The sequence below is a fragment of the Synechococcus sp. B60.1 genome (assembly GCF_047462555.1).
GTDB lineage: Bacteria > Cyanobacteriota > Cyanobacteriia > Thermostichales > Thermostichaceae > Thermostichus.
In genome coordinates this window covers 32,010-44,836 of record NZ_JANSJN010000006.1, presented here as the reverse complement: position 1 = coordinate 44,836, position 12,827 = coordinate 32,010, and the positions used below count along the sequence as shown (strand labels likewise).

The window sequence follows — 12,827 nt, the reverse complement described above, 5'->3', positions numbered from 1 at the left end:
ACGAGGGGAGGGAGGCAGGTACAGCGCCGGCCTTCCCGTCTTGCAAGGTAACTCCTGAGGGCGCTGCCTACCTCAACTGCTGCTGACTGGGAGGATCCCTGATGTTGGTTGAGCAATCGCTATCCTGTCTGTTCTGCCTGGGGTTTTGCGATAGAGAGGGACAGGGGGGCAGTGATGGTTATGTACAACGTTGCACCTAATCAGCACCCGGGGCTGGGAACCCGCCTCGTGCGTCTTGGATGCTGCAGCTCTACGATGGCTAGCGCCACGCTTTGCAAACGGAGACTCGGTATACGGGATGGACTCCGTCCCGCTGCCGCGAACGATGAAGCAACTGGGGCGGAGGAAGAGACAAAAGCCTTGCCCAGATGGGGAAACCCGTCTGCCCATGCGGTGAGGTAGTTCATGACGTTGAGACAGTATATGCCTTTCATTAGCCTACTGACGGATTTTGGCCTCGAAGATCCCTACGTAGGCATCGTGAAAGGGGTGATCTGGGGAATCGCGCCCCAAGCCCAACTGATCGACCTCAGCCACGAGATCCCGCCCCAGGATGTGGCAGCGGCCCGTTTTGCCCTGATGACGGCCTATCCCCATTTACCTTCTGGAACCATTCACCTGGCGGTGGTAGATCCGGGGGTGGGGAGCAGCCGAAGGGCGGTGGCCGTCCAAACCCAAGGAGGCTATTTGGTCGGCCCTGACAATGGCCTCTTCAGCGGCGTTTTGGAGCAATCCCCACCTCTGGCTGCTGTGGAACTCAACCGACCCCGCTACTGGCGCACTCCTTCTCCCAGCCGTACCTTTCACGGGCGGGATATTTTTGCCCCGGTGGCCGCCCACCTGGCCAACGGGATCCCTTTGGCAGAGTTGGGGGATCCCTTGGAGGTGGCCGAGCTGGTTCGCTGGGACTGGCCACCACCTCAGGCAGAGCCCGACGGCGGCCGCGGCGTGATCCAGGCCATCGACCGCTTCGGCAACGGCATCACCACTCTCCCCGGCAACTGGGTAGAGGGCCGCAACTGGAGAGCTTGGGTCAAGGGGATCACCATCCGCTCCGCCGCCACCTTTGCCGAGGGAAGTGAGGGCGAGCTGCTTGCCCTGGTGGGCAGCTCCGGCTTGGTGGAGATTGTGCAAAACCGGGGCAACGCCAGCTGCACCTTGGATTTCAAAGTAGGGGACGAGGTGCGCGTGCAGTGGGGTAGCTAGGCGAACTCCCTCACCCCTGCCCCCTCTTGCTTGGGGAGAAGGGAGACTAGGCAGGCTGGCTTTCCACCGTTAAAGTTTCCGACGGAGCTGTGGAAGTTGAGGTTCCTATCTGAACTTTGACCGCCTGCACGGCATCGGCCTTGGGCAGGGTGAGGGTGAGAATGCCATCCCGGTAGATGGCCGAGACTTTTTCCGGCTGAATGCTTTTGGCTAGCTTGAGGATGCGTTGAAAAGGCTGAGGCTCCACCTCTTGGTAGCGTAATTCAGCACCTTCAGGGCCTTGAAGCTGGATTTCACCGCTAATGGAGAGCTCCTGGGCTGTGGCCTCGATGTGGAAGCGCTCGCGATCGGCGCCGGGCACCCAGAGCTGGACAGTGTAGGCCTCGCCGCTCTCCCAAACCTGTAATGGTGTGGGGAAGAAAGTGCGAGGGCGCTCTCCAGAGCTCTGCTGCTTCGGGAAGTCAAGGGTGCTTCGCTGCAGGCGCACATCGAGGATGGGGGTGAAGTAAACCAATTCCATAGCCGCTCCTTGGGTAGTAGGGTGGACAATTCTTGAAAAACAGGTCAACAGGGATAACAACCGGATCCCACCGTTCTACAGAACTCCCCCACGTTGGAAAAAGCTGTATTGAGACGAGATGGGATCCAAACCCAATTCTGCTTCAATGATCCAAGACCGCTGTTGCCAGCAGGGAGGGCAAACCGATCCAGCTAGGGGAGGATCCCATCACCTTTCTCCAAAGTTTGCTTTGGACAACCTCATCTAGAGCCAGCGGGATCCCTGTCGCAACCTTTTCTCTGCCAGTTCGATCGGCTTCTGCTGGGGATGCTGCCAGACAGCTTGACAGAGGAATGGGGGTTAGGGCCGTGCGGTAACAGCTTGGATTCTCTAATTTGCCCGCCAGTTCAGCACACTTTATCAAAGCTTAAAATTCTAACCCTAGCTTCAATTGAAGTTATTTGGTTAGTCTCTCAGTTTGGTAGCAAGTTTTGAGAGAGAGCTGACAGGCAAGGCAGGTCGCCTCTAAGATGGCCTTCAAACCAGGACAGCTTGAGCAGTGGGATCCCATGTACGTGTATTGTCTAGAAGAAGTTTTGGAGGCAGGAGCGCCATACAACCTCGAGGAGCTGATAGAACGGCTATCGCAGGGGGATCGCACCCTTTTAAGCCGGTTGTTCGACGTTCGCTACCCCTACTGGAAGCGCAACCTCCGGCGCAATGTTCGCTTGGTGGGTGATCTGCGCTATCTGGGAGAGGTGCCGGTTTTGGTCTTGTTTGGCCTTTGGGGGAGAGGCAGCCACGAGTACCGAGAGTTCCTGGAGCGGCGGCAGGATCCCGGCTATCAAGAGCGGGTGAGGAACTGGGTGCCTGACGATCAGCTACAGGCCTGGCTGGCACAAAGGCAAGCGGAAAATGAACAAGAGGAAGCGCGGCAAAACCAGCTCCTCCCTCTCCCCAGTGAACTGTACGATTGGACACAGTTTTTAAATACTCCCAACCGCCAGGAGCGACTGGTGTTGGAAAGCGGGGAATGGGTTCGGCAAGTGCAAGCCCTTTCTCTAGAACAGCGGCGCCAAGTGTATCGGGCGGTAGAGCAATTCATTAGCGATGAGAAAGGTAATCTCTACCAGGAACTACCACTGTTTTATCCAGGAGCTGAGGTTAGATGCTGGCGGGAAGGCTCGATACATCTGGCTATCAGCCTGGTGCAGGTATGTGAGCAGGAAAGAGTCTTGTCTCCATTTTTAATTGGGGTTTACGACCACGCTCCGGAGCAGAGAGAGCGGTTTGACCTAGGGCGCCAAACTTGCCTATTTGGGATGGGGGCCGATCGGCCGGATATTCTCCAACACCCACAATCTTTAGAGATTTGGAAGCGATATGCCCGCCGCGCCTACCCCGATTACATGGTTGCAGATGAAAACATCTGGCTGGAAATCCAGGAAACTACAGAGGGGAACTTAGCTTTATCGATGGAAGAAGAAGAAATTCTCCAAAGCACCTCTATGCCTCTACTGATCAACGGGCGAGCTGGAAGCGGCAAATCTCTGATGTTGTATTACCGTTTTGCTGATTACTGCAGCCATTACCTGAAGAATTCAAGCAAAGGAAACTTTCAGTACCATCCTCTCTTTTTAACCTACAGCCCGAGTCTAGTACAGCAAGCCCGCAGCAAGGTAAGTACAATTTTGCGGGTCAACCATCGTTACCGAGAGAGAGGCAGTGACTTCTCAGAAGAGGAAATTGGGCGATGTCAAGCTTTCTTTAGCACCTTCCAGGACTACCTGTTGAGCTGTCTTCCGCCGGAGAGACAAGAACGCTATCAACTGGAGCGATATGTCAATTTTTATCGATTTCGGAGCTGGTACCGCGGCCGCAGCGATATAGAGTTAGCTTGGCATACGATTCGCACTCTGATCAAGGGCTATGAAGTAAGCGACTACTTGGATCCAGATTGCTATCGGGAATTGCCTCAAGCTGACCGCACTGTAGATGTAGAAGTCTTTGATCGAATATACGAGCAAGTTTGGCCAGGTTATCAGGAACGAACTAACTACGAAGGCTACTGGGACGATCAAGATTTGGCTAGAGATGTCCTACAGAATGGTTGTCTTAGATCAATTCATCCGGTCATTTTCTGTGATGAGGTTCAAGACTTTACCCAGCTTGAGCTGAATATTGTTTTCTGCTTGTCACCTTGGGGAAAATATAAGCTGGATTGGGCTATCGAGCGTTTACCTTATGCTTTTGCTGGGGATCCCCTGCAAACGATCAATCCTACAGGATTTCGTTGGGATGCTCTAAGGAGCCATCTCTACAAGCATATCCATGCTTACTTGTTGCCGAGTCATTCTCTCGAGATTCCAAGTCCCCGAGAGTTAAAAAATAACTACCGCTGTAGCCCTCAGATCACTCGTTTTAGCAACCTGGTTAACCTGTGGCGGCGAGTTCTTAGCAATGATCGGGGGATTTATCCACAGCAGCCTTGGCGTTTTCAGGAACCAGGTAGGCCAGCTCAAAAGTTTGTGCTGGATGGCCAGGACAAGAACTTAACTCAACATGAGCTGAGGAGTATGCTCAGGAACAGCACGGGTACAGTTTGCATCCTGCCTTGTCCCATAGGAGAGGAGCTGGACTACGTCCGCCAAGATCCCGAACTCCAGAGAGTTTTTGCCGAAGAGCTGGAGCAAAATCTCAAGCCGGCGCTGCTGCAGACTATTACCGCTGTCAAGGGCATGGAGTTCAAAAAGATTATTCTCTACAAGTTTGGCGACTACTATCGACAAAACTTTAGCAGAAGGCTTAACCACTATGCTCAAGAACCTGCAGAGAAAGTATCCCTACAGCTACATTATTTTCTCAACCAGCTATACGTTGGTATTACCCGCCCCATCGAAGCCTTAGCTGTTGTGGATACTGCAGTTGGCTGGCGGGAATTTTGGGATCCTGCCTTGGAGATTGACTTTTGGCTCAATCACTCTCATTTGCAGCCCGATCGATCCCAATGGCAAACGCATCCGCCTGTACTGGCGGGCTTCGCTCCAGGCACCGGCATCCAATACTGGACGGATAAAAACTTACAGGATGTCCTGGACTTGGCTCTTGGGTTTCTTAGGCGAGGGGTAGAGGAGGGAAATCCTGAGCTCTTGGAAGATGCACGCGCCTTTGCTCGGCAGGCAGTCAACCAGAAATTAGAACAGGAATGCCAAGCTTGGATCCTCAAGCTGCAGAGGGATTACGTTCCTGCAGGTCGTCAGTTTTTAAGCCTGGAAAGATCCGCCCTACCCAATAGACATCTCATCCGGGAAGCCTGGGAGTGCTTTTGGAAGGCAAAAGCTTGGTTAGAGTTACAGCAGCATCGTCCCACTCACTTTGCCAGGTGCTCCGAGATCCCCGACTACAGTCCTCTGGTGGATTTGATGGTGGTAACCCAAAACAGCTCTGCCAAGTCCATGGAGCGCTTTCGACAGATAGTTCGAGTGCGAGATTGGTTGAGCGTTGAGGTCAGCCCGAAGCATTCGGATCCCACCTGGAAGGTTTGTGTGGAGAAGTTTTTGGTGGAGCTGGAGCAAGTTTTCGATAATCTAGAGACTTTTCGTTCTAAGCTGGAGGACCGTGAACTTTTTTGGCAAGAGACCCTTGAGGCCTTGAGGGAGCGTTTGGCCTTTCTTGGCCAGCGGCAGCCGTTCGCAGGGCAATATCACAAAATTCTCGGCATCTGTTATTTCCAGCAACAGAAACTTGAGGAGGCAGTTGCCATTTGGGATCAAGGTGGCCAAACGGAGCATTCCTACTACTACCGGGCCAAGATCCAATTGGAGAAGCCGCCTGGCCAGGTGAGGTGGCTATCCAAAGACCGGCAGGACGCAGCAGTGGTGAGCAAATGGCAGGAGGCGGGACGTCCCCTCGCGGGCGAGTGGGAGGAGTACATCAACGATGTCATCCTCAGCCTGGAGCGCTTGAAAGAGTGGCCGCTGCTGCTGCGAATCCTGATCCGGCGCCGCGAGTGGGGCAGGCTTTGGGAAGTGGTTCAGGCCCACCCACAGGCGTGGCAGCGCGGACATGACTACGAGTTGGTGGCCAGCATGGCTCGAGACATGGCAACCAACTGGGATGAGCTGAGGTGGAAGCTCCCTGGACTGCGGGATTTTCTGCAGGAAGTGGTAAGCAGTGTGCGCGGGGAGCACGCTTGGTGGCTGCAACCGCTGGAGGTGGGCCTGGCCTATGAGCGACTGGGCCGCTACCGAGACGCGCTCAGGTTTTATGAGCGCTTTGCTGAAAACGGAATCGGTAGAATCCCAAGATGGCAACGCTCTCAGATTCGGCAGCGCTGGCTTTTGGTTCACAAGAAGTATCGAGATTCTCTGCAGGCGGAGGGACGACCGACCGATCTTTTGGCAGAGGAGTTTAGCCGCGCGCAAGAGCGCTGGCGTGAGCAACTGCCCCAGGCAGAGCCTGAGCTGGAGGAACGGGATCCCTGGCTACACGACTTCGTGGAGCACCCCAGCCCTGTTCAGAGTTGGCTGCTGCAGCGGGAGCAAACTGAAGTTCAAAGACTGCAAGTGGCAATCCGCGAAGAACTGAAGCGGCTCAACGAGAGGCAGCTCCAGCAAGTTTATGGCCTGATCCAGCGATTTCTCGGCCCAGGTTGAGCAGGAGTTGGAAGTAGAGCCACCTACCGCAAGATCTGCTGCAGGCGCTCCAGGGCGCGTTGGTTTTCTTCAGGGGTGCCCACCGTTAGGCGCAGCCCGCCGCCGGTACAGCGCACACAAGTTCCCAGCTCTTGCCAGGCCCGCTGCAGATCCTGGGGATCCCATCCTGCCACCCGGAAGTAGAGAAAATTGGCCTGGCTAGGCCACACCCGCACCCCCGGCAGCTCCTGCAGGGCTTGGTAGAGGGCTTCCCGTTCCTGACGGATAAGGGGTAGGTCGGCCAAAAACTCCTCGGCATGTTCCAGGGCAATCTGAACGGCCCACTGGGAGATGGCCGAGAGATTGTAGGGCAGGCGGATGGCATCCAGCACCTGGACGAGCTGCGGATGGCCGATGGCATAGCCCACCCGGTGAGCTGCCAGGCGAAAGGCTTTGGAGAAGGTGCGCAAGATAACCCAGTTGGGGTGCTCCACCAGCTTGGGCAGGGCCGTGTGTTGGCTGAACTCGAAATAGGCCTCATCGAGGATCACCAAAATCTCGGCGGGCAACCCTTCCACCCACTCCCACTCGGCGGTGCTCAGGCCATTGCCGGTGGGCGAATTGGGATCCACCAAACACACCACTCGCACCTGCTGCTCCGCTATCGCCTGTTGACACCGCTCCAGATCCAGGGCAAACGTCTCAGGGTGGCGGGGCACCCGCACCACTGGGATCCCCAGGCTCTGGGCCAGGATGGCGTACATAGAAAAGGTAGGCTCTGGCACCAGAATGCCACCCCTTCCGCCCAGGCAGGTGGCAATGAATAGGGATCGGATGAGCTCGTCGGAGCCGTTGCCCAGGCTAATCTGGGCAGGATCTGCCCCGGCATAGGCGGCAATGGCCTGCTTGAGGCCCCGGTGATGAGCATCGGGGTAGCGGTTGCTCGGGATCCCTTTTTCCCAGAGGAGGGAGAGTTTCTGCTTGAAGCCCGCCGGCCAATCCCAGGGAAACTCGTTGGCATCCAACTTGTCGGCAGCTTGGGGCGGCACGGCATCATAGGACTTGAGGTGAAGCAAATCCGGGCGCAGATACCGCAAGGCACACATCTCCCTACCCTAACGGAGCAAGGTACCTATGATAGCAGTGCTGACCTGCTTGCCGATGTAGGCTAGAGTGTTCCTAACAGGTACGGGGCTGACGGGGCTCGAACCCGCAACTTCCGCCGTGACAGGGCGGTGCTCTAACCAATTGAACTACAGCCCCAGGAGCTGCGAATACCCATTTTGAACCTAAGTAAGGATGGTTGTCAATCATGGTATCTAGTCTGGCGGCCCAGGCCGCAACGCTGGTAGAGGAGGCCCCGCAGAACGGGATCCCGACAGCGGCGATGCAACAGGTCGCAGAGGTGCTCACCCAGGTGGCCCAACACCTGGATCACCTGCAGTACACCACCTTGCGCTACCCCGATGGCGGCTGGCTGACGGTGCGGGTGGTAGAAAGATCCGCCGGGACGGAGTCCCCCCCAGGATTCGAACCCATCGGCCAGCTGTGGATCCCGGCCTTTGGCCACCTGGAAGATGCTCAAGCCACGCTGGCGGAACTGCGGGAGCAAGCGCCGGACTTGGAGGCCACCTCCTTTGGGGTTTTGGAGCTGCTCTTTTTGGCCCTGGGCCTTTCCCGCGCCGAAGGCATTGTTTTTTACGACCAGGCGGGGGATCGGCGGCAAGGGAAAGCCGTAGCCTGCCGGCCTCTGGCGGAGCAGGTGAGCCAGGCTATCCGCAGCGGGCTTCCTCCCATAGCCTAAGGCGGGAACGGATCCGCTCTAGCTCACGATGGCACCCTGGCGGCGGGCGAACTCCCGCAGCTTCCTATCCATCTGCGCCCCTCGCAGATCCGCTTTGTAAAAGCTGGTGAAGCGCTTGCCCTTTTCTTCAGCTTGGCGTGGCAGGGAAGTCCTGCCGCCTGCAGACCAGAGCACCGACCCGGCTACCACCAAAGCAATCCCAGCCGCTCCCAAGGCATAAACCACATTGCGCGTGGTGAGGTGGACGAGCAAAAACGCCAGGCTCCCAGCTCCCAAGAGCCCTCCCAGGCCTGCTAGGATCCCTCCCAGGGTCTTGGCCGAGCCGAGGAGCCGGCTCAAAAAGCGCAGCCAGCGGGGTTGCGGTGTGTTGAAGCGGATCCCGCGCAGATCGGCTCCCTGCAAATTGGCCCCTGAAAAATCGGCCCCCCGCAGATCGGCGCAGCGCAAGTCATAACCGGCTAAGTTCTGGTTGGCGAAAGACTTGCCCCGCAGATCCGCCCCCGCCAAAGACGGGATCCGCGGCGGGGTGGCTGGCTTGATCTGCCCGCTGCCAGTGATGCGGCTGGCTTGGCCCAGTTGGGTAAAACCGGTGGGAACCGCTCCCACGGGCAGCATGCCTCCCGCACCGGACCGAGGGAGCGGCGCAGGCGAGAACCCATCTGTTCGGGCCAGGGGGAGAGCGGTTGAACGGCGTTTGGCCCACTGGTCGGAGATCAGCAACGGGCTGGAATCGGCAGTCAACGGAGAACTGGGCAAGAGAACCGGCGAGGAAAGGGGGCCCTCCTGCACCGGGATCCCTTGCAGAGCCCGCAGCACCTCGGTAGCCGTGGCAAAGCGCTGGCTGATGGCCGGCTGCAGCATGCGGCGCAAAATGGCGTCGAACTCAGGGCTGAGCTGCAGGCGATCCGACCAATCCCATTGGCCGGTGTTGTGGTCGTAAAACTTGGCCGGCGACTCCAGAGTCATCAAATTGATGCAAGTGGCGGCCAGCGCGTAGAGATCGCTGGCGGGGCCCACCGCCTGGCCAGCCATCTGCTCCGGCGGAGAAAAGCCCAGGGAGCGAATCGCCGTTCCCTCCTCCGACGACTTGTGGCCCGGCCCAAGCTGCTTCACCGCCCCAAAGTCGATTAGCACCAGGCGGCCATCTTCTTTGCGGCGAATCAGGTTAGCCGGCTTGATATCGCGGTGGACGGTGTTCTGGCTGTGGACATAGTTGAGGATCAGCAGCACCTCCTGCATCACTTGCCGGGCTTGTTCTTCGGAGAAAGGCCCATTGCGCCGCATCTCCTGAGAAAGCGTGATCCCCTCGATAAACTCCTGCACCAAGTAGAATTGGCCGCCTTCTTGGAAGTGGGCGTAGAGCTTGGGGATTTGCGAATGCTCCCCCAGGCGCTCCAACACCTCAGCCTCGCGGTTAAACAGTTCCTCCGCCAGCCTGGCCAGTTGGGGCGAATTTTCAGCCGGGCGCAACTGCTTGATCACCCGCCAGGGCTTGGAGGGCATGTCCTCATCGCGGGCCAAGAAGGTGGCGCCAAATCCCCCCTGCCCCAGACGCTTGAAGGCCCGGTAGCGATTGCGCACCAGCAGCGGCTGGCCACAGGAGGCACAGGTGGAGGCATCCGGTGGATTTTCTGGCTGCAGACAGTCAGGATTGAGACAATAGCAGGTGGGCATACCCCTCCAAGCGCTACCGACTGACGGCTAGGTAACCGAGACGAGGCTGATGGGCGGGCAAGCGCGTTGCCAGAGATACATCTAGCCTAGACCAAGGGGAGAAAAATCTTGCACATCTGGCTCCAACAGGCTGATCCTAGCGTTTGCCCACGCGGGCTCAATCGGAGAAATCGCTTAGATTTTTCTGCTTTGGCGGGCGGTGCCGACAAAATCCAGACCTCAAGAGTTCAACTGCCCCAGCGGCAAAAAACCTAGAATTATCAATACAGTTATTCTTCGCCTTGACCATGTCTCCATCCTTCTCCGGTGCCGCCATCCGGCAGGCTTTTCTGGACTTCTACGCCCAGCGGGGCCACCAGGTACTGCCCAGCGCCTCCTTGGTGCCGGAGGATCCCACGGTGCTGCTGACCATCGCCGGCATGCTACCCTTCAAGCCCATCTTCCTGGGGCATCGGGATCCGGAGTACCCACGGGTCACGACTGCCCAGAAATGCGTACGCACCAACGACATCGAGAACGTGGGACGGACGGCTCGCCACCACACCTTTTTTGAGATGCTGGGCAACTTCAGCTTCGGCGACTACTTCAAAAAAGAGGCCATCACCTGGGCCTGGGAGCTGGTGACGGAGGTGTTTGGCCTGCCGCCGGAGCGCCTGGTGGTGAGCGTCTTTCGAGAAGATGAGGAGGCCTTTGCCCTCTGGCGCAATGAGATTGGGATCCCGCCCCACCGCATCCGGCGCATGGGGGAGGAGGACAACTTCTGGGCTGCCGGCCCCACCGGCCCCTGTGGCCCTTGCTCCGAGATCTACTACGACTTCAAGCCGGAGCTAGGGGATGAGCAGATTGACCTAGGGGACGACTCCCGCTTTCTGGAGATCTACAATCTGGTGTTCATGGAGCTCAACCGGGACAGCGAGGGCCGCCTCACTCCCTTGGCCAAGCAAAACATCGACACTGGCCTGGGGCTGGAGCGGCTGGCTCAGGTGTTGCAGGGAGTCCCCAACAACTATGAGACAGATTTGATCTTCCCCATTGTGCAGAAGGCGGCTGAGATCGCTCAGGTGGACTACTTCCGGGCCAGCCCCGAGCAGAAAGTCTCCCTCAAGGTTATTGGGGATCACGCGCGGGCGGTGATGCATCTGATTGCCGACGGGGTAATCCCCTCGAATGTGGATCGGGGCTACGTGCTGCGGCGCTTGATCCGGCGGATGGTGCGCCACGGGCGCCTCTTGGGGATCGGCGAGCCCTTTACCTGGCCAGTGGTGGAGACGGCCATCCAGTTGGCGGAGGCGGCCTATCCCGAGGTGCGGGAGCGGGAGGCGGTGATCAAAGCCGAGCTGCAGCGGGAAGAGGAGCAGTTTCTCAAGACTCTGGAGCGGGGGGAGCGGCTGCTGTTTGATCTGTTTGCCAACGTCACCGCCACTGGCGCGCCAAAGCAGATCTCCGGTGTCGACGCCTTCAAGCTCTTTGACACCTACGGCTTCCCGTTGGAGCTGACCCAGGAAATTGCCCAGGAGCACGGCTTTAGCGTGGATGTCCAGGGCTTTGAGCAAGAGATGGAAAAACAGCGGCAGCGGGCCCGCGCCGCTCACCAAACCCTCGACGTCATGGCCCAGGGATCCCTGGACGAGCTGGCTGAGTTTTTAATCGAGACGGAGTTTCTCGGCTACAACCAGTCCTCTGCCCGCGGCGTGGTGGAGGCGCTCCTGGTGGAAGGGAAGTCGGTGCCTCAGGTAGAGGCGGGGCAGGTGGTGCAGGTGGTTTTGGATCGCACGCCTTTTTATGCGGAGTCCGGGGGGCAAATTGGCGATCGCGGCTACCTGGCCGGGGACGGAGTGTTGGTACGGGTGGAGGATGTGCAAAAGCGGGGGGATCTGTTTGTCCACTTAGGCCGGGTGGAGCGGGGGATCCTGCGGGTGGGGGATCCCGTGCAGGCCCAGATTGACCTGGCCTGTCGGCGGCGCGCCCAGGCCCACCACACAGCCACCCACCTCTTGCAGGCAGCCCTTAAGAAAGTGGTCGATCCCTCCATCAGCCAGGCGGGATCCCTGGTGGCCTTTGACCGGCTGCGCTTTGACTTTACCCTGTCGCGTCCCCTTACCCCCGAAGAGCTGCAGCAGGTTGAGGATCTGGTCAACACCTGGATTGCTGAGGCCCATCCGGCTCAGGTAGCCATTCTGCCCCTGGCAGAGGCCAAAGCCAGAGGGGCGGTGGCCATGTTTGGGGAAAAATACGGTGCCGAGGTGCGCGTGGTTGACTTTCCGGGGGTGTCGATGGAGCTTTGTGGCGGCACCCACGTCAGCAACACTGCCGAGATCGGCCTGTTCAAGATCATCTCCGAGAGTGGGGTAGCCGCCGGGATCCGCCGCATCGAGGCTGTAGCCGGGCCGGCGGTGCTGGAATACCTAAACGAGCGGGATAGCGTCGTGCGGGAGCTGAGCGCCCAATTCAAGGCCAAGCCGCAGGAGATCCCAGAGCGGGTAGCGGCTCTGCAGGCGGAGCTGAAGGCTGCCCAGAAGGCGCTTGAGGAGGCCCGCAGCCAGCTGGCCCTGCTCCAGGCAGAGCAGCTCTTGCCCCAGGCAGTATCGGTTGGGGATCTCAAGATCTTGGTGGCGGAATTGGGATCCACTCCTCCTGAGGCGCTTAAAACCGCCGCCGAGCACCTGCTGCAGCGGCTAGGGGAAGGGGCAGTGGTGCTGGGATCGGTGCCGGAAGCCGGCAAGGTCAGCCTGGTGGCCGCCTTTAGCCCGGCGGTGCAGCAACTTGGCCTCAAGGCGGGCTCCTTTATCGGCGAGATTGCCAAACTCACAGGCGGCGGTGGAGGTGGGCGGCCCAACTTGGCCCAGGCCGGTGGCAAGCAGCCCGAGAAACTGGCGCAAGCCCTACAGGCGGCCCAGAAGCGGCTGCAGGCAGAGCTGGAAAAGGGAGGGAAGAAACCTGCAAGCTCGAGCAGTTAGGAGAGGAGCAGCCCCTCTGCCCCATAATGGAAGCCTGGGATTTTCCGCACTCA

Annotated in this window: 7 protein-coding genes and 1 tRNA gene; 4 read left to right on the top strand and 4 right to left on the bottom strand. The window is 58.5% G+C overall.

The features are described 5' to 3' along the window. The first annotated feature begins 423 nt into the window (after positions 1-423). Positions 424-1,206, top strand: a complete 783-nt coding sequence (locus NW863_RS01420) for an S-adenosyl-l-methionine hydroxide adenosyltransferase family protein (protein WP_414363983.1) — start codon at positions 424-426, stop codon at positions 1,204-1,206. A gap of 46 nt (positions 1,207-1,252) precedes the next feature. On the opposite strand, the gene NW863_RS01415 is transcribed toward NW863_RS01420, so the two are convergent. Continuing rightward, positions 1,253-1,726, bottom strand: a complete 474-nt coding sequence (locus NW863_RS01415; protein ID WP_414363982.1) for an Hsp20/alpha crystallin family protein — start codon at positions 1,724-1,726, stop codon at positions 1,253-1,255. Positions 1,727-2,235: 509 nt separating this feature from the next. Here NW863_RS01415 and NW863_RS01410 point away from each other — a divergent pair. Next, positions 2,236-6,360, top strand: coding sequence for a hypothetical protein (locus NW863_RS01410; RefSeq protein WP_414363981.1), 4,125 nt, complete (start codon positions 2,236-2,238; stop codon positions 6,358-6,360). A 23-nt stretch (positions 6,361-6,383) separates the two neighbouring features. Here NW863_RS01410 and NW863_RS01405 read toward each other — a convergent pair whose 3' ends face one another. Next, positions 6,384-7,445 carry a histidinol-phosphate transaminase gene (locus tag NW863_RS01405; RefSeq protein WP_414363980.1) on the bottom strand — a complete coding sequence of 354 codons (1,062 nt, stop codon included), beginning with the start codon at positions 7,443-7,445 and terminating at the stop codon, positions 6,384-6,386. An 83-nt stretch (positions 7,446-7,528) separates the two neighbouring features. Further along, positions 7,529-7,602, bottom strand: a tRNA-Asp gene (locus tag NW863_RS01400). 49 nt (positions 7,603-7,651) lie between these two features. Between NW863_RS01400 and NW863_RS01395 the strand changes: the two genes are divergently transcribed. Continuing rightward, on the top strand, positions 7,652-8,143 hold the full coding sequence (locus tag NW863_RS01395) for a hypothetical protein (protein ID WP_414363979.1): 492 nt from the start codon (positions 7,652-7,654) through the stop codon (positions 8,141-8,143). Between the two features lie 18 nt (positions 8,144-8,161). Here the strand turns inward: NW863_RS01395 and NW863_RS01390 are convergent, their stop codons facing one another. Then, positions 8,162-9,817 (bottom strand): protein kinase domain-containing protein, encoded by a 1,656-nt coding sequence (locus NW863_RS01390; protein WP_414363977.1) that lies wholly within the window; start codon positions 9,815-9,817, stop codon positions 8,162-8,164. 287 nt (positions 9,818-10,104) lie between these two features. Between NW863_RS01390 and alaS the strand changes: the two genes are divergently transcribed. After that, positions 10,105-12,774, top strand: coding sequence for an alanine--tRNA ligase (gene alaS / locus NW863_RS01385; protein ID WP_414363976.1), 2,670 nt, complete (start codon positions 10,105-10,107; stop codon positions 12,772-12,774). Positions 12,775-12,827 lie beyond the last annotated feature (53 nt).

Coding starts and splice junctions, on each gene's coding strand:
- NW863_RS01420 (WP_414363983.1), top strand. CDS start 424: ATGCCTTTCATTAGCCTACTGACGGATTTTGGCCTCGAAGATCCCTAC.
- NW863_RS01415 (WP_414363982.1), bottom strand. CDS start 1,726: ATGGAATTGGTTTACTTCACCCCCATCCTCGATGTGCGCCTGCAGCGA.
- NW863_RS01410 (WP_414363981.1), top strand. CDS start 2,236: ATGGCCTTCAAACCAGGACAGCTTGAGCAGTGGGATCCCATGTACGTG.
- NW863_RS01405 (WP_414363980.1), bottom strand. CDS start 7,445: ATGTGTGCCTTGCGGTATCTGCGCCCGGATTTGCTTCACCTCAAGTCC.
- NW863_RS01395 (WP_414363979.1), top strand. CDS start 7,652: ATGGTATCTAGTCTGGCGGCCCAGGCCGCAACGCTGGTAGAGGAGGCC.
- NW863_RS01390 (WP_414363977.1), bottom strand. CDS start 9,817: ATGCCCACCTGCTATTGTCTCAATCCTGACTGTCTGCAGCCAGAAAAT.
- alaS (WP_414363976.1), top strand. CDS start 10,105: ATGTCTCCATCCTTCTCCGGTGCCGCCATCCGGCAGGCTTTTCTGGAC.